At 71.9% G+C, this 19,983-nt stretch carries 23 protein-coding genes; 11 read left to right on the top strand and 12 right to left on the bottom strand.

Annotated features, from left to right (window positions below; genetic code table 11):
* The first annotated feature begins 51 nt into the window (after positions 1-51).
* The 4 genes from IH26_RS0125185 to IH26_RS0125170 are packed head-to-tail and all read left to right on the top strand — an operon-like array spanning position 52 to position 4,176.
* A complete protein-coding gene (locus tag IH26_RS0125185) occupies positions 52-231 on the top strand; it encodes a DUF6104 family protein (protein ID WP_030438700.1) in 180 nt (59 codons plus the stop codon).
* Positions 218-943, top strand: a complete 726-nt coding sequence (locus tag IH26_RS0125180; protein WP_030438699.1) for an AAA family ATPase — start codon at positions 218-220, stop codon at positions 941-943. Before IH26_RS0125185 ends, IH26_RS0125180 begins: the two co-directional genes overlap by 14 nt.
* 48 nt (positions 944-991) lie before the next feature.
* A complete protein-coding gene (gene pta, locus IH26_RS0125175; protein WP_030438698.1) occupies positions 992-3,064 on the top strand; it encodes a phosphate acetyltransferase in 2,073 nt (690 codons plus the stop codon).
* Positions 3,061-4,176, top strand: coding sequence for an acetate/propionate family kinase (locus tag IH26_RS0125170; protein WP_030438697.1), 1,116 nt, complete (start codon positions 3,061-3,063; stop codon positions 4,174-4,176). Before pta ends, IH26_RS0125170 begins: the two co-directional genes overlap by 4 nt.
* Positions 4,177-4,180: 4 nt before the next feature.
* Here the strand turns inward: IH26_RS0125170 and IH26_RS61410 are convergent, their stop codons facing one another.
* Positions 4,181-4,342, bottom strand: coding sequence for a hypothetical protein (locus IH26_RS61410; RefSeq protein WP_169789811.1), 162 nt, complete (start codon positions 4,340-4,342; stop codon positions 4,181-4,183).
* Positions 4,343-4,475: 133 nt separating this feature from the next.
* On the opposite strand from IH26_RS61410, the gene IH26_RS0125160 reads away from it, so the two are divergent.
* Both IH26_RS0125160 and IH26_RS0125155 read left to right on the top strand, forming a co-directional pair.
* A complete protein-coding gene (locus tag IH26_RS0125160) occupies positions 4,476-5,312 on the top strand; it encodes an alpha/beta hydrolase family protein (protein WP_030438696.1) in 837 nt (278 codons plus the stop codon).
* 77 nt (positions 5,313-5,389) lie between these two features.
* Positions 5,390-6,193 (top strand): alpha/beta hydrolase family protein, encoded by an 804-nt coding sequence (locus tag IH26_RS0125155; protein ID WP_051808485.1) that lies wholly within the window; start codon positions 5,390-5,392, stop codon positions 6,191-6,193.
* Here IH26_RS0125155 and IH26_RS0125150 read toward each other — a convergent pair.
* The 3 genes from IH26_RS0125150 to IH26_RS0125140 form a co-directional block, all read right to left on the bottom strand.
* Positions 6,190-7,140 (bottom strand): zinc-binding dehydrogenase, encoded by a 951-nt coding sequence (locus IH26_RS0125150; RefSeq protein WP_030438694.1) that lies wholly within the window; start codon positions 7,138-7,140, stop codon positions 6,190-6,192. The genes IH26_RS0125155 and IH26_RS0125150 overlap by 4 nt on opposite strands.
* A gap of 33 nt (positions 7,141-7,173) precedes the next feature.
* Entirely contained in the window at positions 7,174-8,454 is a 1,281-nt protein-coding gene (locus tag IH26_RS0125145) for an NAD(P)-dependent malic enzyme (protein ID WP_051808484.1), read from the bottom strand.
* Between the two features lie 123 nt (positions 8,455-8,577).
* Positions 8,578-8,886, bottom strand: a complete 309-nt coding sequence (locus tag IH26_RS0125140) for a S26 family signal peptidase (protein ID WP_030438692.1) — start codon at positions 8,884-8,886, stop codon at positions 8,578-8,580.
* 86 nt (positions 8,887-8,972) lie between these two features.
* On the opposite strand from IH26_RS0125140, the gene sodN reads away from it, so the two are divergent.
* From sodN to IH26_RS0125125, 3 genes are read left to right on the top strand one after another with little or no spacing between them, the layout of a single operon-like run.
* The gene (sodN, locus tag IH26_RS0125135) at positions 8,973-9,377 is read left to right on the top strand and encodes a superoxide dismutase, Ni (RefSeq protein WP_030438691.1); all 405 of its coding nucleotides are present in this window, start codon (positions 8,973-8,975) and stop codon (positions 9,375-9,377) included.
* Positions 9,374-9,883, top strand: coding sequence for a GNAT family N-acetyltransferase (locus tag IH26_RS0125130; RefSeq protein WP_030438690.1), 510 nt, complete (start codon positions 9,374-9,376; stop codon positions 9,881-9,883). Before sodN ends, IH26_RS0125130 begins: the two co-directional genes overlap by 4 nt.
* A gap of 32 nt (positions 9,884-9,915) precedes the next feature.
* Positions 9,916-10,320, top strand: a complete 405-nt coding sequence (locus IH26_RS0125125; RefSeq protein ID WP_030438689.1) for an ATP-binding protein — start codon at positions 9,916-9,918, stop codon at positions 10,318-10,320.
* On the opposite strand, the gene IH26_RS0125120 is transcribed toward IH26_RS0125125, so the two are convergent.
* Positions 10,298-11,020 carry a FadR/GntR family transcriptional regulator gene (locus IH26_RS0125120; protein WP_030438688.1) on the bottom strand — a complete coding sequence of 241 codons (723 nt, stop codon included), beginning with the start codon at positions 11,018-11,020 and terminating at the stop codon, positions 10,298-10,300. The genes IH26_RS0125125 and IH26_RS0125120 overlap by 23 nt on opposite strands.
* Positions 11,021-11,058: 38 nt before the next feature.
* Positions 11,059-11,463 (bottom strand): hypothetical protein, encoded by a 405-nt coding sequence (locus tag IH26_RS0125115; RefSeq protein ID WP_030438687.1) that lies wholly within the window; start codon positions 11,461-11,463, stop codon positions 11,059-11,061.
* A 53-nt stretch (positions 11,464-11,516) separates the two neighbouring features.
* Between IH26_RS0125115 and IH26_RS0125110 the strand changes: the two genes are divergently transcribed.
* Together IH26_RS0125110 and IH26_RS0125105 are read left to right on the top strand one after the other, a co-directional pair.
* The gene (locus tag IH26_RS0125110) at positions 11,517-12,464 is read left to right on the top strand and encodes a diacylglycerol/lipid kinase family protein (protein WP_030438686.1); all 948 of its coding nucleotides are present in this window, start codon (positions 11,517-11,519) and stop codon (positions 12,462-12,464) included.
* A gap of 403 nt (positions 12,465-12,867) precedes the next feature.
* Positions 12,868-13,122: a WhiB family transcriptional regulator gene (locus IH26_RS0125105; protein ID WP_030438685.1), complete on the top strand. Its 255-nt coding sequence runs from the start codon at positions 12,868-12,870 to the stop codon at positions 13,120-13,122.
* 232 nt (positions 13,123-13,354) lie between these two features.
* On the opposite strand, the gene IH26_RS0125100 is transcribed toward IH26_RS0125105, so the two are convergent.
* The 6 genes from IH26_RS0125100 to IH26_RS0125075 all read right to left on the bottom strand — a co-directional run bounded on the left by IH26_RS0125100 (position 13,355) and on the right by IH26_RS0125075 (position 19,922).
* Entirely contained in the window at positions 13,355-14,119 is a 765-nt protein-coding gene (locus IH26_RS0125100; protein ID WP_030438684.1) for a sirohydrochlorin chelatase, read from the bottom strand.
* A complete protein-coding gene (locus tag IH26_RS0125095) occupies positions 14,101-14,859 on the bottom strand; it encodes a phosphoadenylyl-sulfate reductase (RefSeq protein ID WP_030438683.1) in 759 nt (252 codons plus the stop codon). The genes IH26_RS0125100 and IH26_RS0125095 overlap by 19 nt, the downstream gene beginning before the upstream one ends.
* Positions 14,860-15,010: 151 nt before the next feature.
* The gene (locus tag IH26_RS0125090; RefSeq protein WP_030438682.1) at positions 15,011-16,705 is read right to left on the bottom strand and encodes a nitrite/sulfite reductase; all 1,695 of its coding nucleotides are present in this window, start codon (positions 16,703-16,705) and stop codon (positions 15,011-15,013) included.
* 135 nt (positions 16,706-16,840) lie between these two features.
* The gene (locus tag IH26_RS0125085; protein ID WP_030438681.1) at positions 16,841-17,239 is read right to left on the bottom strand and encodes a hypothetical protein; all 399 of its coding nucleotides are present in this window, start codon (positions 17,237-17,239) and stop codon (positions 16,841-16,843) included.
* An 88-nt stretch (positions 17,240-17,327) separates the two neighbouring features.
* On the bottom strand, positions 17,328-18,875 hold the full coding sequence (locus IH26_RS0125080) for a sensor histidine kinase (protein WP_030438680.1): 1,548 nt from the start codon (positions 18,873-18,875) through the stop codon (positions 17,328-17,330).
* A gap of 9 nt (positions 18,876-18,884) precedes the next feature.
* Entirely contained in the window at positions 18,885-19,922 is a 1,038-nt protein-coding gene (locus IH26_RS0125075) for an SIS domain-containing protein (RefSeq protein WP_030438679.1), read from the bottom strand.
* Positions 19,923-19,983 lie beyond the last annotated feature (61 nt).

Below are 19,983 nucleotides of genomic sequence, written 5' to 3'. Positions count from 1 at the left end.
CTGGAAAGGGGGCGCTCCGCGGAAGCGGGGCGCCCCCTTTACTATCCGGGCATGTACTTCACCGACAGGGGCATCGAGGAACTCGCCGACCGGCGTGGCGAGGAGACGGTGACGCTCGAGTGGCTGGCCGACCAGCTGCGCACGTTCGTCGACCTCAACCCGGAGTTCGAGACGCCGATCGAGCGGCTGGCCACCTGGCTGGCCCGCGGCGACGAGGATGACGAGGAGTAACGCGCCGCGCCCGATCCGCCGGATAGAACGGGCCTCGGGCGCCGAGATCGACCCGAAGGCCTGGTGGGCGCGGATCCCGGCGGTGGCCGCGGTGCTGAGGCACGGGCTGAACCTGCCGGCCGGGGTGACCTTCCTGGTCGGCGAGAACGGCTCGGGCAAGTCCACGCTGATCGAGGCGCTGGCCGGGGTGCACGGGCTGAATCCCGAGGGCGGCTCGCGCGGGGCAATGCACTCCACCCGGGCCACCGAGTCGCCGCTGGCCGACGCGCTGCAGGTGGTGCGGACGCCGGGCAAGCGGGCCAACGCGTACTTCCTGCGGGCCGAAACCATGCACGGGCTGTACACGTACCTGGAGAACCTGGACAACTCGCCGGACGGCGACCTGCATGAGCGCAGCCACGGCGAGGGGTTCCTCACCCTGCTCGAGCGCAAGTTCCGGGGGTACGGGTTCTACCTGATGGACGAGCCGGAGGCGCCGCTCTCCTTCACCTCGACGCTGCACCTGGTCGCCCAGCTGGACCGGCTGCGGCTGGGCGGCGCGCAGGTGGTGGTGGCCACCCACTCGCCGCTGCTGACGGCGCTGCCCAGGGCCACGATCATGGAGCTGGGCGAGCACGGCATCCGCCGTACCACCTGGGACGACCTGGAGCTGACCAACCGCTGGCGGCTCTTCCTCGGCGACCCGGCCGGCTACCTGCGACATCTGCTGTAGGGGCTTTCGGCCCGGCGGTGTTCAGGGGCGGGCCGGTAGGTTGAGGGCGTGGCACGAAGCGTCTATGTCGCCGGGCTCGGTCCCGGCGTGGGTAAGGGGACCGTCGCGCTCGGGCTGGTCGAGCTGCTCTCCCGGCAGGTGGCGCGGATCGGTGTGTTCCGCCCGCTGCTCGCCGGGCCGGGGGACGATCCGCTGCTCACCCTGCTGACCGAGCGCTATCCGGCGATGGCCGGCTACGCCGGCTCGTACGGGGTGACCGCGGCCGAGGCCGGCACGCTGGTCGCGGACGGCAAGTGGGAGGAGCTGATCGGCCGGATCGTGGAGCGCTACCGCGAGGTCGAGCGGCGCTGCGCCTCGGTCGTGGTGATCGGCAGCGACTTCGCCCCGACCTCCTCGGATGGCGACGAGTTGCCACGCGAGCTCGGTTTCAACGCCCGGCTGGCGACCGAGTTCGGCAGCGTCGTGATCCCGGTGATCAGCGGCGAGGGGCGCACCGACGAGACCCTCGGCGCGGCCGCTCGCAGCGCGTACCACTCGCTCACCGACCTCGGGGCCACCGTGCTGGCGGTGATCGCCAACCGGGTGCCGGACGGGGTTTCCCCGCCGTCCGCCGGCCTGCCGGTGCCGACCTGGTCGATCCCGGAAGTCGCGGCCGTGGCGGCGCCGACGGTCGCCGAGGTGGCCGCCGCGCTCGACGCCACCGTGGTCACCGGCACCGACAGCGCCCTCGACCGGGACGTGCTCGACTACGTGGTCGGCGCCGCGCACGTGCCGACCCTGCTGGAACACCTGACCGACGGCGCGCTGCTGATCACCCCGGGCGACCGGGCCGACCTGCTGGTCGCCGCGAGCGCCGCGCACGCCGCCGGCAACGTCACACTGGCCGGGCTGGTGCTGACCCTGGGCGAGTTCCCCGACCCGCGAGCGGTCGCGGTGATCGAGCGGCTGAACACCGGGCTCGCGATGCTGGTGGTGCGCTCCGACAGCTACCACACGATCGCCGCCGCCGACCGGATCGAGGCCCGGCTCAGCGCCCGTACGCCGCGGAAGGTGGAGGCCGCGCTCGGCGCCTTCGAGGAGAGCGTGGACACGGCCGAGCTGGCCCGGCTGCTCGACGTGGCCCGCTCGGCCCGGGTCACCCCGCTGATGTTCGAGAACGATCTGATCGACCGGGCCCGCGCCGACCGCCGCCACCTGGTGCTGCCGGAGGGTACCGAGGAACGCATCCTGCGGGCCACCGAGACGCTGCTGCGCCGCGGGGTGGCCGACCTGACCCTGCTCGGCGACCCGGCCGAGATCACCCGGCGGGCCCGCGAGCTGGGCGTCTCGATCGGCGACGCGCGGCTGGTCGACCCGGCGACCAGCGAGTGGCGGGACGGGTTCGCCGCGCGCTACGCCGAGTTGCGCCGCAAGCGCGGGGTCACCCTGGACCTGGCGTACGACGTGGTCCGCGACGTCAACTACTTCGGCACGATGATGGTGTCCGAGGGGCTGGCCGACGGCATGGTCTCCGGCGCCAACCACACCACCGCGGCCACCATCCGCCCGGCCTTCGAGATCATCCGGACCACGCCGGACGTGTCGGTGGCCTCCAGCGTGTTCTTCATGCTGCTGGCCGACCGGGTGCTGGTCTACGGCGACTGCGCGGTCAACCCCGACCCGGATGCCGAGCAGCTGGCCGACATCGCGCTCTCCTCGGCCCGTACGGCCGCCGCTTTTGGGATTGAACCCCGGGTGGCGATGCTGTCCTACTCGACCGGGAGCTCCGGGGCGGGCGCCGACGTGGAGAAGGTCGCGGCGGCCACCGCGCTGGTCCGGGAGCGGCGGCCCGACCTGCCGGTGGAGGGCCCGATCCAGTACGACGCGGCGGTCGACCCCGCGGTGGCGGCCACCAAGCTGCCGCAGAGCGCGGTGGCCGGCAAGGCGACGGTGCTGATCTTCCCCGACCTCAATACCGGGAACAACACGTACAAGGCGGTCCAGCGGTCGGCCAACGCGGTCGCCGTCGGGCCGGTCATGCAGGGCCTGCGGCGGCCGGTCAACGACCTGTCCCGGGGCGCGACGGTCAAGGACATCGTCAACACGGTGGCGATCACGGCGATTCAGGCGGCGGTGCGATGACCCGGGTGCTGGTGCTCAACTGCGGCTCCTCGTCGGTGAAGTACCGGCTCTTCGACGGCGCGGCGACGCTCGCCAAGGGCCTGGTCGAGCGGATCGGCGAGGAGGGTGGCGACGCCGCCGACCACCTCGCCGCGCTGCAGCGGATCATGGCGGAGACCGACCTGGACGGGCTGGCCGCGGTCGGGCACCGGGTGGTGCACGGCGGTCCCGACTTCCATGCGGCCACGGTGATCGACGACGCGGTGGTCCGGGGGATCGAGGCGCTGGTCCCGCTGGCGCCGCTGCATCAGCCGGCCGCGCTGAGCGGTATCGAGGTGGCCCGCAAGCTGCTGCCGTCGGTGCCGCAGGTGGCGGTCTTCGACACCGCGTTCCACGCGACGATCCCGCCCGAGGGCTTCACCTGGGCGATCGACACCGAGTTGGCGGGCCGGTGGCAGATCCGGCGGTACGGGTTCCACGGCACCTCGCACGCGTACGTGGCTCGCCGTACGGCCGGGGTGTTGGGTCTTTCGCCCGCCGAGACCAATGTGATCACCCTGCACCTGGGCAACGGCGCGAGCGCCTGCGCCGTCCGGGGCGGCCGCAGCATCGCCACCTCGATGGGCCTGTCCCCGCTGGACGGCCTGGTGATGGGCACCCGCAGCGGCGCGATCGACCCGACCGTGATCTTCCACCTGCACCGGGTGGCCGGCCTGCCGATCGACGAGATCGAGACGTCGCTGACCCGGCACGGCGGCCTGCTCGGCCTGGCCGGGGAGAACGACCTGCGCGCGGTGCTGAGCCGCCGGGCGCTGGGCGACGAGGCGGCGACGCTCGCCTTCGACGTCTACACCCGCCGGATCCGCGAATATGTCGGCGCCTACCTGGCCGTGCTGGGCCGGGTCGACGCGATCACCTTCACCGCCGGGGTGGGCGAGAATTCGCCGGCCGTCCGGGCGGCGACGCTTTCCGGCCTGGAGCCGCTGGGGATCGCGGTCGACCCGGCACGCAACGAGGCCGCCGCCCCGATCATCTCGCCGGACGGCGGCCGGACCGCGGTGTGCGTGGTCCCCACCGACGAGGAACTGGAGATCGCCGACCAGTCCCGCGCCGCGCTGGGGTGGGAAGACTAGCCGATCAGGAGACCAGCCAGACGATCAGGGCGACCACCACGACGGCGACGACCACGCCGGTGACGATCAGGGGAGTCTTGGAGGCCGCGGGCTCCGGCTGCGGTGCGTGCGTGAAGGCGCGGAACGCCTCGGTGTTGCCACTCGGATCGACGTTGTTGTCAGACATGGCCAAGACCATAGCGAAAAAGGGCTCGTCCGCCGACCACCGCCACCTGTGTTCCGCGCCGCCTACCAGGACGAATGCATCGGGTACGGGGATTTCACCCCTTGGTGGGCGCGTTCGGCCGTAACTTCGGATCATGAGAACGCGGTGGCTCCGGGGTGTGCTGGCGGCCCTGTTGCTCGCGGGCTGTGGCGACGCTCCGGCGCCGATCGTCGTACCTCCCCCGGCCCCGGCGTCCCCTCCGACCACCTACCCGGTCGCCCTGCGCGTGCTCCATCTTCAGCGCGGGGCGGACCGGCCGCTGCCCACGCTGGTCTACTACCCGAAGGTGTCGGGCGGGCGTTTCCCGCTGGTCCTCTTCTGCCACGGGCTGAGCGGCTCGGCCGAGCGGTACGCGACGACGCTGGCCGGCTGGGCCGCGGCCGGATTCGTGGTGGCCGCGCCGACGTTCCCGTACACGAGCGAGTTCACCGACGACTTCCGCCGGCCGGACATCGTCAACCAGCCGGCCGACGCCCGGTTTGTGCTGAGCCGGGTCGCCGCACTGAACCAGCGGGACGGCGATCCACTCTGGCACCGGATCGACACCGACCACATGGCCGCGATCGGGCACTCGGCCGGCGGCTACACCACCACCGGGCTGTTCACCGCCGGGCACGACCCGCGGCTGCGGGCGGGCATCATCATGGCCGGGTGGGGTGCCCGGGGCGCGTTCGCCGGGCCGCCCGCGACCATGCTGTTCCTGCAGGGCAAGGCCGACCCGATCGTGCCGGTGGCGAGCAGCCGGCGGCTCTTCTCCCGGGTGCCCTGGACCAAGTCGTACGTGCTGATGCGCCGCGACTCGCACGCGACCTACCTGCGGCCCGGCGACGTCGGGTACGGCTTGATGAACTCGCTGGTCATCGACTTTCTGCGGTGGACGCTGGAGGGCGATGCGGCGGCCCGCACGGGGTTGCCGCCGATGGAGGGGTGACTTCGGCGCGGCACAATGGGTCGGGTGCTTCGGCGTACGGTGCTCAAAGGTCTGGTCGGGACGGCCGCGCTCGGCGGGTGTACGACGACGGCGTCCCGCCTTCCCGCCCGACGACGTCGGCGCCGCCCTCCTCTCCCGCCGCACCCCATCAGGCACCAAGTCGGATATTCCCGGTAAAGACCGAGCGCCTCTCGCTCGCGCGCGGCGCCGACCGGCCCCTGCCCACCACGATCTGGCGGCCCACGACCGCGGGCACCTACCCGCTCATCCTGTTCAGCCACGGCCTGGAGACGACGCCGGCCGACTACCGCGAGCTGCTCACCACCTGGGCGAAGGCCGGCTTCGTGGTGGCCGCGCCGACCTACCCGCACACCGCGGCCGGGGTCGCCGATTTCAACCCGGTCGACCTGCTCTACCAGCCGCTTGACGCCGAATACGTGATCACGCAGGTGGCGAAGCGGCTCGGCCCGGTGGGCCCGATCGCGGCGGCCGGGCATTCCGGCGGCGGTGTGACCACGCTGGGGATGTTCAGCGGCAACCGGGACGAGCGGCTCAAGGCGGGCGTCATCATGGCCGGCCGGCAGATCATCACGACGCCGCTGAGCGGCCCCAGCGCGCCGCTGCTCTTCGTGCACGGCAAGCGCGACCAGGTGATCGACTACGCCGACGGGCACGCCGTCTACGCCGCCGTCACCTGGCCCAAGGCGTTCCTCACCGTCACCGACGGCGGCCATGTGCCGACCGGCGCCGAGCTCGCCGTCGTCGCCACGACCAGCACCGACCTCCTGCGCTGGAGCCTCTACGGCGACGCGGCCGCCAAGAAACGGCTCCCCCGGGACGCCACGAGAGGCAACCTCGCCGCCCTCGAGGACCGTCTTTAGTGCAGGAAGTCCAGCGCGACCTTGCCGAAGACGTCGCCCGAGGCGAGGTGTGCGAAGGCGTCCGCCACCGCCGTGAAGCCGTATGTCGAGTCGATGATCGGGCGCACGTCCTTGTCGGCGCAGAGGTCCAGCAGGGCGGCCAACTCCGCCCGGCTGCCCATCGTGGCGCCGAGCAGCTCCAGCCGCATGGCGAAGAGCCGCCGCAGGTCGACCGTGGCCAGGTGACCGCCGGTCGCGCCGCAGACGACGATCCGGGCGCCCGGGGCCGCGCACTTCATCGAGTGGTCGAAGGTGGGCTCGCCGACCGACTCGATCACCACGTCGACGCGCTCGGGGAGCCGCGCGCCGGGCTCGATCGCGGTGGCGCCCAGCGCGGCGATCCGGTCCCGCTTGCCGGCGTCGCGGCCGGCGGCGTAGACCCGCTTGCCCATCGCCAGCGCGAGCACGACGGCCGCGGTGGCCACCCCGCCGCCGGCGCCCTGCACGAGCACCGCGGCGCCCTCGCCGACCCGGCCGCGGGTGGTCAGCATGTGGAAGGCGGTGAGCCAGGCGGTCGGCAGGCAGGCCGCCTCCAGGAAGGACAGCCCGGCCGGCTTGGCGATCAGGTTTTCCCGGGGCACGGCGACCCGCTCCGCGAGCGTGCCCGGGTGACGCTCGGAGAGCAGCGAATACCCCCGCGGGTCACCGGGGTCGGCCACCACCGGGTAGAGCACGACCTCGTTGCCCTCCGGGTCGACGCCGGCGGCGTCGCAGCCGAGGATCATCGGCAGCCGGTCGGGCGGCAGGCCGACGCCGCGCAACGACCACAGGTCGTGGTGGTTGAGCGACGCCGCCCGCACGTCGACCGTGACCCAGCCCTCCGGAGGCGCCGGCTCGGGCGCCTCGCCCACGCTCAGCGCCCGCAGCGGCTCTTCAGGATCGGCTCCGATGGCGATGGCAGCGCGCATCCCCCGACCCTATAGAAAGAAGCCTCGGCCGCCTCAGTTGATGTCGGACTCGGTCAGCAGGGACAGCGTGGACTTGCGCGGCTCCGGCGCCGACGGGCCGAAGTGCCGGCGGGCCACCCCGTCGCGGGCCGCCGCCTCGGCCACCGCCGCCGCGACGGCCGGGGCGACCCGCGGGTCGAGCGGGGAGGGCACGATCGCGTCGGCGCGCAGGTCGTCCGAGACGACCTCGGCGATCGCCTCGGCCGCCGCCACCTTCATCGCGTCGGTGACCGTCGTGGCCCGGGAGTCGAGCGCGCCCCGGAAGATGCCCGGGAACGCCAGCACGTTGTTGATCTGGTTGGGGAAGTCGCTGCGGCCGGTGGCGACGATCGCCGCGTACTTGTGCGCGATGTGCGGCGGCACCTCGGGCGTCGGGTTGGCCAGCGCGAAGATGATGCCGCCCGGCGCCATGCCGGCCAGCGCGGTCTCGGCGATCGCGCCGCCGGAGACGCCGATCAGCACGTCCGCGCCGATCAGGGCCTCGGTGATGCCGCCGGTCCGGCCGGACTCGTTGGTCGCCGCGGCCAGTTCCGCCTTGATCGGGGTCAGGTCGCCGCGCTCGGCGTGGATGATCCCGCGCGAGTCGCAGATGATCACGTTGGCGCCGTCGACGCCCGCCGCGATCAGCGTGTTGGTGATCGCGACCCCGGCCGCGCCCGCCCCGCTGATCACCACGCGCAGGTCGCCGAAGCGCCGGCCGAGCAGCTTGGCCGCGTTGCGCAGCGCGGCCAGCGTGACCACCGCGGTGCCGTGCTGGTCGTCGTGGAAGACCGGGATGTCGAGCTCGGCGTCGAGCCGCCGCTCGATCTCGAAGCAGCGCGGGGCGCTGATGTCCTCGAGGTTGATCCCGCCGAACGACGGCGCCATCGCCTTGACCGCGGCGATGATGCCCTCGACGTCCTGCGTGTCCAGGCAGATCGGGATCGAGTCGACCCCGCCGAACTGCTTGAACAGGATCGCCTTGCCCTCCATGACCGGCATCGCGGCCTTGGGTCCGATGTTGCCGAGGCCGAGCACCGCGCTGCCGTCGGTGACGACGGCGACCGTGTTGGCCGTCCAGGTGTAGTCGGGGTAGAGCGAGGGGTCGTCGGCGATGGCCTCGCAGACCCGGGCCACGCCGGGGGTGTACGCGAGGGACAGGTCGTCCCGGCTGGCCAGCGAAACGGTCGGACTGATCGACATCTTCCCCCGCTTGTGCAGGTCGAAGACGGGATCGGCGGCTAGGGCGGGATCGAGCTCGAAACTGAAGAAAGACACGGTGACTCCACACGGCATCGACGCTGACACGGTGCACCGGCGCGGTCCTCGGTCGCGAATGAGCGCCGAGCGGCGGTGCGATGCGGGGATCACCCGGGGGTAGCAAACCGCTGCGCGGGTACGCGCTGCGGTGGTAGGACCTTAACTTATCCGACCGAGGCGCGGAAAGTAACGAAACAAAACTCGGCCGATGACATCCGCCACCCCGTACTTGCGGGAGTCGTCCTCGACCAGCGGATTGTCGCCCTGGATCCACCATCCGCCGTCCTGTTCGCGGACCGCCCGCTTCACCACCAGCAGGTCGGGGCGGGCGCGGAAGCGCGCCACCACGACGTCGCCCGGCCGCACCCGGCCGCCCCGCCGCACCAGCAGGGCGTCCCCCGAGCGCAGGGTGGGCACCATCGACGGCCCGTTCACCAGTACCGCTAACAGTGGTAATTGCCACCTCAAGGCAGTAGTCCTCCGTTGCGTTACGGCCGAGATGTAAGGGGTAGTGTCAACCGCGGATCATCGCAAACCCGTATGGAGGAGTCCTGATGCGACTTCCGCGTTTCCTCACGCCGCGTACCGTGGTCAGCGCCCACTGCGACCTGCCCTGCGGCGTCTACGACCCGGCACAGGCCCGGATCGAGGCCGAGTCGGTGAAGGCCATCCAGGAGAAGTACCAGGCGAACACCGACCCGGAGTTCCGCACCCGCGCCATCCTCATCAAGGAGCAGCGGGCCGAGCTCGTCAAGCACCACCTCTGGGTGCTGTGGACCGACTACTTCAAGGCCCCGCACTTCGAGAAGTACCCCAACCTGCACCAGCTCTTCAACGAGGCCACCAAGCTGGCCGGCGCGGCCGGCGCCAAGGGCTCGCTGGACCCGGCCGTCGGCGACCAGCTGCTCGCGAAGATCGAGGAGATCTCGAAGATCTTCTGGGAGACCAAGCAGGCGTGAGCTTCACCGCTACCGTGCGGCCGGTACGTCCCTCGGACGTGCCGGCCGTCGTCGCGATGGTCCACGAGCTGGCCGACTTCGAGCGGGCGGCCGACCAGTGCCGCCTGACGGCCGAGCAGCTCGCCCGGGTGCTCTTCGACGAGCCCACCGTCTTCGGCCACGTCGCCGTCGACGACCGCGACAAGCCGGTCGGCTTCGCGCTCTGGTTCCTCAACTTCTCCACCTGGACCGGCACCTCCGGTATCCATCTCGAGGACCTCTACGTACGGCCGCGGGCCCGCGGCACCGGCGCCGGCGGCGCCCTGCTGGCCGCGCTCGCCGAGATCTGCGTCCGCCGCGGCTACCAGCGCCTCGAGTGGGTGATGCTGGACTGGAACCCGGCGGCCGAGTTCTACGCCGCGATCGGCGCCACGGTCACCTCCGACTGGCTGCCGTACCGCCTGGCCGGCGACGCGCTGCACCGGCTCGCCGCGCGGGCCTCCCCCGCCACGCCCGCAAACCGCTAGGCTCAGCTGGCATTGGGAGGAAAACGGTGACTTTGACGCACGCGCACCCCGATCCGGCCCTCGGCGACGACGTCGTCCTGCTGACCGTGCCCGCCGACGGCGGCTACCTGGGTGTGCTCCGTACCGCGACGGCCGGCCTCGCGGCCCGGCTGCACTTCGCGCTCGACGAGATCGAGGACCTGCGGATCGCCGTCGACGAGGCGTGCGCGATGCTGCTCGCGATCGCCACCCGCGGCGCCGAGCTGGAGTGCCGGTTCGCGGTGACCGAGGATGCGCTGACCGTCGAGGTGAGCGTGACGACGGTGCGCGGCGCCCGGCTCCCGGCCGAGTCGTCCTTCGCGTGGAAGGTGCTGACCGCGCTGACCACCTCGGCGTCGGCCGAGGCGAGCGGTCAGCGCGCCACCATCCGGCTGCTCACCCGCCGTACTGAGGGATGACCTCGCGCTCGCGGGTGCTCACGTCGACGTAGTCGAGGTGGCCGCTCGCCGCCCGGCGGGCCGCCTCCACGTCCCGCGCCGCGAGGCAGTCGATCAGCTGGCGGTGGTCGGCGTCTATCCGCGCCCAGTAGTCGGCCGGCAGCAGGACGGTGACGTCCTCGCCGTACTTGGCGTGGTAGAGCGGGCGCACCACCAGCTCGAAGAGCGGGTTGCCGGTCGCCTTCGCCACCGCCATGTGGAACGCTGCGTGCGCCGCCATCATGGTCTCGAAATCGTCGACATCCGGATCGAAGAGCGCGCTGCGGATCTCGATCAGGTGCTCCTCGGTACGCCGCGCCGCGGCCAGCCCGGCGGCCGGCACCTCGAGGGCCCGGCGCAGCTCGAGCATGTCGGCGAGGCCCACGTCGGCCGAGTTGGTCAGCAGCGTGAAGCCGGCGGCCAGGCCGTCGGCGAGTTGCTCGGCGTCGGGGTGCGCGACGAAGCTGCCGCCGGTCACGCCGCGGGTGGTCACGATGAGGTGCTGGCTGGCCAGCAGCCGCAGCGCCTCCCGTACCGTGCTGCGGCTGACCCCGGTCTGCACACACAACTCGGGCTCCGGGGGCAGCCGTTCACCGGGCTGCAGTCGTCCCGAGGTGATGTCCGCACGTAGCTCATCCGCCAGGAGTTGGTAGGCGGGCGGTCGCACCGTTGATCCGGTCACCTACACAGGGTAGGCCCTGCGTTGCCACGCGAGGGCCATTAATCGACGCCGAGCGCTCGTGTGGTCGGCGGAACCACGACAAGTACCCCGGCCAGCGCGCCCCAAACCAGCAGAACCAGGCCGGCCCAGAGCGGATGGACCTGGACCAGGAAGCCGCCGGCCGCGATCACGAACAGCTGGACGACGATCGCCGGACCGCGGGCGTGCACGGCGCGGCGGCTCAGCGCGCGGGCGACGAGCAGGACGCTCGCGGCGCCGAGCGCGGCCAGCACGATCAGCGCGACCGCCACGCCGACCGCGTCGAGCTTGCTGGTCACGGTCAGGATCACCAGCCAGATCGTCAGCGCGACCAGCCCGGCGCACTGCAGGTAGAGCAGCCGGACCGCCCACACCAGCGTCGCCGGATTGTCAACGACTGACTTCTCACCCTTCTCAGCGGTCACGGGAGCACCATACCGACAGACCGGAGGCCCCACTCCCAGGTACAGTGCCGCCCATGCGAGCGTTACTGGTGGTTAACCCCAAAGCCACCACGACCAGCGAGCGCAGCCGCGACGTGCTGGTCCGGGCCCTGCGCAGCGCGGTCAGCCTGACCGTGGAGTACACGGATCGCCGCGGGCACGCCGCCGCCCTGGCGCGCGCCGCCGCGGAGAGCGGCGTCGATGTCGTGGTGACCCTAGGCGGCGACGGCACCATCAACGAGGCGGTCAACGGCCTGATGGCCGCGCACTCGGCGCTGGATGGCATCAGCGGCCCCCGGGCCAACGCGCTGCCGGCCCTGGCCGTGGTGCCCGGCGGCTCGACCAACGTCTTCGCTCGCGCGCTGGGCCTGCCCCGCGACTGGGTGGACGGCGCCAGCGTGATCCTCGAGGCGCTGCGCGAGGGCCGGCACCGGGTGATCGGGCTGGGCCGGGCCGACGACCGCTACTTCACCTTCGCCGCCGGCCTGGGGCTGGACGCGGCCGTGGTGCGCCGGGTCGAGCAGGCCCGGCTGCGCGGTCGCAAGTCGACGCCCGCGCTCTACTTCCGCTCGATCGCCGGCCAGTTCCTGTTCGGCGAGGACCGGAAGAACCCGCCATTGTCGATCGAGCGCCCCGGCGAGCCGTCCGAGGTCGAGCTCGGCACGGTCGTCGTGCAGAACACCGCACCGTGGACATACCTGGGTGACCGGCCGATCAACCCGAACCCGGAGGCGTCCTTCGACCGCGGGCTGGATGTGATCGCCTTGCGTCGCCTGGCGGTGACTTCCACCACACGCACCTTCGCCCAGCTGGCGACCAAGGGCGACCCACAGGGCAAGCAGGTGCTCCATCTGCACGACCAGGCCGAGTTCACGGTCGTCGCGACCCGGCCGCAGGCTTTCCAGCTGGACGGCGATTACTTAGGGGAGCGGCAGAAGGTGCACTTCGTGTCCGTCCCCGAAGCTTTGCGTGTGATCTGCTGACGAAGGGGTACGTCCGTCACACGCGGTTACAGAAAGACGGGCAAAAGGTCGGCAAGAGGGCCCGCACCGTACTACATTGATGGGAGCGTTCGTCACCGGGCTCTGGCAGTCCACGCAGAACCGGACAAAGGGGTCGTGAGCCAGCTCACCCGCGGGGAGAAAATTCCGCCGCTACCCTTGACATCGCACGAGTTCGTGAAAGCATTCACAAGCGATAAGAAGTAACCGGTTGCTGCTTGCGCGCGTTCCTAATCCAGAAGCGCCGAACGGCTCCCGGAACCCAAAAGCTTGCTGACGCCACGGCGATCAGGCGGGCAGTCCGCCCGACGGTCGCCACCGCGCAGGCATAGGTAATACCAGTACGGATTTCATTACCCCATCCGAAACAAGGAGTGTTGCCGCCATGGACTGGCGTCACGATGCGATCTGCCGCGACGAGGACCCGGAGCTGTTCTTCCCGATCGGGACGTCCGGCCCCGCGCTCCTGCAGGTCGAGCAGGCCAAGGCCGTGTGCCGGCGGTGCCCCGTGACCTCCGAATGCCTCGCGTGGGCACTCGAGTCCGGTCAGGACGCCGGCGTGTGGGGCGGGATGAGCGAGGACGAGCGGCGCGCGGTCAAGCGTCGCGGTGGCCTTCGGGTCGGCGCTCCCACCGCCTGACACAATCCCCCCGAAGCATTTGCGCCCCGGGCCGATCGGCACCGGGGCGTCTTGCTGTTCCGACTCGATTACGGAGCGCGCACATTCCTGAGAGGTTCCGGAGAGCGCGAATTCGATCACGTCGAGTTTCGTCCGCGCTTCGCGAAATGATCTCGAAATTGCGAGCCCGCGCAAACGAATAGTTTGCGATGCCTTACCCTCCGTTGTCGACCGCGCGCCGCGGATCGGAGAGTCACGCAGCGCTACCCAGGGTGAGGGCGGCGCCGGCGAGTCTCCGGTCCACCCGGGCCGTCACCAGACGAGCGATCTCCGGCGCGTCGGTGAGCGGTTCGGCCACGGCCACCGCGCCGGCCTCCAGCGCCGAGCGGGCCGCCAGGTCGTACAGGCGGCCGGGCGCGAGGAAGTAGGCGGCGACACCGACCCGGCGGGCGCCGGCGGCCCTCAGAAGATCCACGGCGGCGCCCGGGAGCGGCGGGGCGCCCGAGGCATAGGACACCGCGCACGGGAGGCTCAGGCGGGCGCTGAGGGCCTCCGCGGCCCCGTCGATGGTCTTGCGGGCGGCCGCGTCGCGGGTGCCGGCCGCGGCGAGCACCACCGCGTCGAGCCGCTCGGCGGGCAGCCGCCGGACCAGACCCTCGATGACCGCGGGCGCCGGGCCCAGCCCGTCGGCGAGCGTGACCGAGACCGGCAGGCCGGCCGCCGCGGACAGCACCGCGGGCAGGTCGACCCGGCCGTGGTAGGCCTTGGTCAGCAGGAGCGGGACCACGACCGCGCGGCGGCCCGGCGGCAGGGCGGCGAGCACCTCCAGCGGGCGCGGGCCCGCGTGGTCCAGGTAGGACGCCCGGACGTCCCATCCGGGCCGGGCCCGGCGGACCGCGCGCGCCAGCGCCTCGGTCGCCGCCGCGGCCCGCGGGTCCCGGCTGCCGTGGGCCACCAGGACGACAACGAGCCGGTCCGGGCCGGTCAGACCGGGGAGGATCAGACGTGCAGGCCGCATTCGGTCTTCTCGAACATCGCCCAGCGGCCCGCGCGCGGGTCCTCGCCGGCCTTGGTCCGCCGGGTGCACGGCCAGCAGCCGATCGAGCCGTACCCCTTCTTGAACAGCTCGTTGACCGGCACGTTCCACCGGCTGATGTAGCGGTCCACGTCGGCCTGGCTCCAGGCCGCGATCGGGTTGACCTTGACCTTGCCCTTCTTCGCGTCGAAGGCGACGACCGGCGTGTTGGCGCGGGTCGGCGACTCGTCACGGCGCAGGCCGGTGGCCCAGGCGTCGTACTCGGTCAGGGCCCGCTCGAGCGGCTCCACCTTGCGCAGGAAGCAGCACTCGTCGGGGTTGCGGGCGAACAGCCGGGGGCCGAACTCGCCGTCCTGCTGGCCCACGGTCAGCCGCGGACGGATCGAGCGGACGTTGACGTCCATGGTGGCGGCGACGGTGTCGCGCACCTTGAGCGTCTCCGGGAAGTGCAGGCCGGTGTCGAGGAAGACCACGTCGACGCCCGGGGAGACCCGGGAGAACAGGTGGGCCACGACGGCGTCGGCCATTGAGCTCGTCACGCAGAACCGCGCGCCGAACGTGTCGGTCGCCCACTTGGCGATCCGCTCGGCCGGGGCGCCCTCGAGCGCGGCGGCGGCGTCGCGGGCCAGGGCTTCGAGCTCGTCCCGCGTACGGCGGCCCGGCTCTGTTTTTTCCGAGCCGAGGCTGACGAGGTTGAGAGAGGTGGCGGCCACGATGGTCATCGGTTAGCTCCCTTGGACAGCAACCCGTTGAACTTGACCGTGAAAACGCGGGCGCAGGAGTGGCACTCCCACGCGCCGTGCGAAGCCTCGTTGGGATAGAGGTCCTCTTCCCCGCAGTAGGGGCAGTAGAGGGGCGTCGACCGGGCGTCGCTCATTTGACGAGCTCCTCGTCCGCGCGAACCACCCAGTTGGCGAAGGACTCCTGCGCCGACGACCGGTCGGCCAGGTAGTTGGTGGCGAGGCGCTCCACGTACCCGGGAAGCTCTTCGGCGGTGGCCTTGAGGCCGCGGACCTTGCGGCCGAAGCCGGCGGTCTCGCCCTTGGCCATGCCCAGCGCGCCGCCCAGGTGGATCTGGAAGCCCTCGACCTGCTCGCCGTCGGCGTTCATCACCAGCTGGCCCTTGAGGCCGATGTCGGCGACCTGGGTGCGGGCACAGGCGTTCGGGCAACCGTTGATGTTGATCGAGATGTCCGTGTCGAAGTCGCCGAGCCGCTGCTCGAGCCGGGACACGAGGTCCTCGCCGCGCTTCTTGGTCTCGACGATCGCGAGCTTGCAGTACTCGATGCCGGTGCAGGCCATCGTGCCCCGCCGCCAGCTGGACGGCCGGGCCTCCAGGCCGATCCCGCGCAACCCGGTGACCAGCGACTCCACCTGGTCGTCGGCAACATCGAGGACCAGGAGCTTCTGGTACGGGGTGAGCCGCACCCGCGCCGACCCGTGCCGCTCGACCAGGTCCGCCAGCCGGGCCAGTTGGGTGCCGGACGAGCGCCCGACCACCGGCGTCGCGCCCACGTAGTTGAGCCCGTCCCGCTGCTTGTGCACGCCGATGTGGTCGATCGCCTTCTCGGGCAGGTCGGGCGCCGGGCCGTCGATCAGCGCGCGGCCCAGGTACTCCTTCTCGAGCACCTCGCGGAACTTCGCCACGCCCCAGTCGGCGAGCAGGAACTTCAGCCGGGCGCGGTGCCGCAGCCGGCGGTAGCCGTAGTCGCGGAAGATGCTGACGACACCCTCCCAGACGTCCGGGATCTCCGCCAGCGGGATCCAGGCGCCGAGCCGCTCAGCCAGCCGCGGGTTGGTGGACAGGCCGCCGCCGACCCAGAGGTCGAAGCCGGGGCCGTACTCGGGGTGGACCACGCCGATCAGCGCGATGTCGTTCGCCTGGTACGGGGTGTCGGCCAGCCAGCCGATCGTGGTCTTGAACTTGCGCGGCAGGTTCGAGTACTTCGGGTCGCCGATGTAGCGCTTCAGGATCTCGTCGATGGCCGGGGTGGCGTCGAGCACCTCGTCGGTCGAGATGCCGGCCACCGGGCTGCCCAGCACCACCCGGGGGCAGTCGCCGCAGGCCTCGGTGGTCTGCAGGCCGACCGCCTCGAGCCGGCGCCAGATCTCCGGCACGTCCTCGACCCGGATCCAGTGCAGCTGGATGTTCTGCCGGTCGGTGATGTCGGCGGAGTCCCGGGCGAACTCCTGGGCGATCCCGGCGATGGTACGAAGCTGATCGAGGTCGAGCGCCCCTCCGTCGATCCGTACGCGAAGCATGAAGAACTTGTCTTCCAGCTCCTCGGGCTCGAGCACGGCCGTCCGGCCGCCGTCGATCCCCGCCTTGCGCTGGGTGTAGAGCCCCCACCAGCGGAACCGGCCGCGCAGGTCGGCCGGGTCGATCGAGTCGAACCCGCGGTGCGCGTAGATGTTCTCGATCCGCGCGCGGACGTTCAGCGGGTTGTCGTCCTTCTTGCTGCGCTCATTGGGGTTGAGCGGCTCGCGGTGTCCGAGCGCCCACTGGCCCTCGCCGCGCGCCTTGCGGGGGCGGGCGGTCGGCGTAGCTGGGGTGCTGCTGGGCGCCATGTCGGCGGTCCTCCGGGTTTTCGTGGGCGCAGGTTTTTGCATGCACTGCGACGCTCACGGCACCTGTGAGGCTCGTGACGACTGTGTCAGGAGAGTGCCGGCCGCGTCTCGCGCCCGAACTCATATCGGGCGGCGTCAGTAAGCCGGACACATCGCGCTGCGGACACGGCCGTAATCCACGTGGCGGCGGGCCACGAAGCGGCGGTCAACGGCAGCGGTCATGTCGGTAAGCCTCTCACGGCCCGGCATTCTCGGCCAGTGCGGTCCAGATTCCGGGAGTGTGCGTACCAGCACACCCTCGCCAGGCGCACAGCGACGCCTGCCACTGTTGTCCCCCGTGACCACCGTGCGGCTCCCCCGGCGCCTGGCTCCCGGCTGGATGCGCGACCAGATCTGCTGGCTGGTGCCGGTCGTCGCGACCTGGCTGGTGGTGAGCTGGGAGGCGGCCCGGCCGCAGCCCTGGCGGGACGAGATCGCGAGTTCGAGCGCGGCCACCCGGACCGTGCCGGAGATCTTCGCGCTCGGCCGGAACATCGACGGCGTCCTGGTCCCGTTACGACCAGCTCGTCACCTGGCGGGTCGGCGGCTTCACGATCGCCCTCTTCGTCCGCCCGCCCGTCACCTAACGCTTGGCGAGCGGCACGACGAGGACCGCTTCGGTCCCGCCGCCGGCCCGGTTGCGCAGCTCGATGCTGCCGCGCAGCTCGCCGGTGGCCAGCGCCCGGACGATCTGCAGGCCCAGCCGCCCGCTGGCGTCGGCGACGAACCCGGGCGGCAGGCCCTGCCCGTTGTCGGCCACCGTCACGTGCAACTGCTTGCGGAAACGATGCGCGGAGACGACGACCTCGGCCGGATCCGTCCGCGTCTCGATCGGCTCGGCATCCTCTTCGGGCGCCGGGAAGCCGTGCTCGACCGCGTTGATCAGCAGCTCGTTGAGCACCATCACCAGCGACGTGGCGATCTCGGCGGGCAGCACCCCGAAGGTGCCCTCCCGGCGCATCTTGACCGCGATGCTGGTCGCCGCGACCTCGGTGGCGGCGCTGGCCACCCGGTCGACGATCCCGTCGAACTCGACCGCCTCGTCGCTGGACATCGATAGCGTCTCGTGCACCAGCGCGATCGAGGCGACCCGGCGCACCGATTCCTGCAGCGCCATCCGGGCCTCCGGCGCGTCCACCCGGCGGGCCTGCAGGCGCAGCAGCGCGGCCACGGTCTGCAGGTTGTTCTTCACCCGGTGGTGGATCTCCCGGATCGTGGCGTCCTTGGTCATCAGGGCGCGGTCCCGGCGGCGCACCTCGGTGACGTCGCGGACCAGCACCAGCGCGCCGATCGGCACCCCGGCGGGCAGCAGCGGCAGCGCCCGGGTCAGCATGGTCGCGCCCCGGGCCTCGACCTCCTGCCGGGGCGGGAACTCGCCGCGCAGCGCGGACAGGATCCGCTCCGCGGTGTCGGTGCCCTCCAGCGGGTCGGCCGCCAGCCGGCTGGTCAGCGTCGCCAGTTCCTCGCCGACCAGGTGCGCGTTGAAACCGAGCCGGCGGTACGCGGACTGCGCATTCGGACTGGCGTAGGTGACCTTGCCGCCGGCGTCGAGCCGGATCAGCCCGTCGCCCACCCGCGGCGCCGAGGTGGTCTCCCCCGGGTGCCGGGGCGGCGGGAAGGTGCCGTCGGCCACCATCTGGGCCAGGTCGTCGGCCGTGGTCAGGTAGTTGAGCTCGAGCTGGCTGGGCGTGCGCGCGGTGGACAGGTTGGTGTCCCGGCCGATCACCGCGATGACCTCGCTCCAGCCCTCCTCGCGGTCGTGCTGGTCGCGCAGGCGTACCGGGATCGCCTCGTGCCGGGCGGGGGTGTCGCCATACCAGACCGGGTCGCCCTCCCGCCAGATGCGTTCCTGGGTGAAGGCGATGTCCAGATGGGCCACCTCCGGCCCGCCGACGATCTTGCCGACCTGGTCGTCCTGGTACGCCGTGGGCGCCGTCGTCGGCCGCACCTGGGCCACGCAGAGGAAGTCGCGCGGCTTGCCCGGCTCGGCCCGGACCGGCACCCACATCAGCAGGTCGGCGAAGGACAGGTCGGACAGCAGCTGCCAGTCACCGGCGAGCCGGTGCAGGTGGTCGATGTCGGCGGGGCCGAGGCCGGTGTGCTCCTCGGCCAGATCGCGCAGGGTGGACACGCTTCTTTTCTACAGGGTCGTGGTTACCTTCTTGAGTCCACGCGGCGCGTCGGGGTCCTCGCCGCGGGCCAGCGCGAGCGCCAGGGCGAGCTTCTGCAGCGGCAGGATGTCGAGCAGCGCGCTGTGCCGCTCGTCGGCGACCGCGGGCACGGCCAGCCGGCCGGCGGCGCCCGGCACGTCCGAGGCGCCGACGGTGACCACGTCGGCGCGGCGCTCGGCGAGCCGGTTGACCACGTCGCGCATCGACCGGCCGCCCGGGCCGTCGCCGACCACGGCCAGCACCGGCACGTCCGGGTCGGTCATCGCGAGCGGGCCGTGCAGCAGGTCGGCGCCGGAGAAGGACAGGGCGGGCAGGTACGAGGTCTCCATCAGCTTGAGGGCGGCCTCGCGGGCGGTGGGGTACGCGTACCCCCGCCCGGTCGTCACCATCCGGGAGGCGAACCGGTACCGCTGGGCCAGCGCGTCGGCGGCCGGATCGGCCAGCGCGTCCTCGGCGAGCTGGGGCAGCTTGTCCAGCGCCGCCCGCTCCTCGGCCGGCAGCTTGCCGTCGCCGGCCCGCACCCCCTCGACCAGCACCAGCAGGGCGAGCAGCTCGGCCGTGTACGACTTGGTGGCCGCGACCGCCCGCTCGTGCCCGGCGGCGACGTCGATCGACAGCTCGGCCGCCCGGGCGAGCGGCGAGTCGGGGTTGTTGGTGACCGCGAGGGTCAGGCCGCCGGTCTCCCGGGCCGCGCTGAGCACCCCGGTGAGGTCGGGCGAGCCGCCGCTCTGGCTGACCCCGATCACCAGCGTGTCGGTGAAGTCGGGCCGGGCGCCGTACAGCGTGATCGCGCTCGGCGACGCGCTGGCCACCGGCAGGCCCAGCCGGATCTCGCTGAGGTACGCGCCGTAGAGGGCGGCATGGTCGGAGGTGCCCCGGGCAACGAACATCACATTCCGCGGCCGCCGCCGGGCCACCTCCGCCGCCACCTCGGCGATGGCGGACGCGTGCGGACCGTCCAGAAGCCGGGCGAATCCTGCCGGTTGTTCCGCGATGTCCGCCGCCATTCCCTGGCCTCGTTGCACCACGCGTTCCTCCCCTGTTGAGCGCTTCTCGCGCAGTTCCTGC

It is taken from the genome of Actinoplanes subtropicus (genome assembly GCF_000721705.1).
Taxonomy (GTDB): domain Bacteria; phylum Actinomycetota; class Actinomycetes; order Mycobacteriales; family Micromonosporaceae; genus Actinoplanes; species Actinoplanes subtropicus.
This window is presented reverse-complemented; position numbering and strand designations above follow the sequence as displayed.

Excerpts from the sequence above, each read along its gene's own strand:
- IH26_RS0125185 (WP_030438700.1), top strand. The coding sequence starts at position 52 with ATGTACTTCACCGACAGGGGCATCGAGGAACTCGCCGACCGGCGTGGC.
- IH26_RS0125180 (WP_030438699.1), top strand. The coding sequence starts at position 218 with ATGACGAGGAGTAACGCGCCGCGCCCGATCCGCCGGATAGAACGGGCC.
- IH26_RS0125170 (WP_030438697.1), top strand. The coding sequence starts at position 3,061 with ATGACCCGGGTGCTGGTGCTCAACTGCGGCTCCTCGTCGGTGAAGTAC.
- IH26_RS61410 (WP_169789811.1), bottom strand. The coding sequence starts at position 4,342 with ATGTCTGACAACAACGTCGATCCGAGTGGCAACACCGAGGCGTTCCGC.
- IH26_RS0125160 (WP_030438696.1), top strand. The coding sequence starts at position 4,476 with ATGAGAACGCGGTGGCTCCGGGGTGTGCTGGCGGCCCTGTTGCTCGCG.
- IH26_RS0125150 (WP_030438694.1), bottom strand. The coding sequence starts at position 7,140 with ATGCGCGCTGCCATCGCCATCGGAGCCGATCCTGAAGAGCCGCTGCGG.
- IH26_RS0125145 (WP_051808484.1), bottom strand. The coding sequence starts at position 8,454 with ATGCCGTGTGGAGTCACCGTGTCTTTCTTCAGTTTCGAGCTCGATCCC.
- sodN (WP_030438691.1), top strand. The coding sequence starts at position 8,973 with ATGCGACTTCCGCGTTTCCTCACGCCGCGTACCGTGGTCAGCGCCCAC.
- IH26_RS0125110 (WP_030438686.1), top strand. The coding sequence starts at position 11,517 with ATGCGAGCGTTACTGGTGGTTAACCCCAAAGCCACCACGACCAGCGAG.
- IH26_RS0125105 (WP_030438685.1), top strand. The coding sequence starts at position 12,868 with ATGGACTGGCGTCACGATGCGATCTGCCGCGACGAGGACCCGGAGCTG.
- IH26_RS0125100 (WP_030438684.1), bottom strand. The coding sequence starts at position 14,119 with ATGCGGCCTGCACGTCTGATCCTCCCCGGTCTGACCGGCCCGGACCGG.
- IH26_RS0125095 (WP_030438683.1), bottom strand. The coding sequence starts at position 14,859 with ATGACCATCGTGGCCGCCACCTCTCTCAACCTCGTCAGCCTCGGCTCG.
- IH26_RS0125090 (WP_030438682.1), bottom strand. The coding sequence starts at position 16,705 with ATGGCGCCCAGCAGCACCCCAGCTACGCCGACCGCCCGCCCCCGCAAG.
- IH26_RS0125085 (WP_030438681.1), bottom strand. The coding sequence starts at position 17,239 with ATGTTCCGGCCGAGCGCGAAGATCTCCGGCACGGTCCGGGTGGCCGCG.
- IH26_RS0125075 (WP_030438679.1), bottom strand. The coding sequence starts at position 19,922 with ATGGCGGCGGACATCGCGGAACAACCGGCAGGATTCGCCCGGCTTCTG.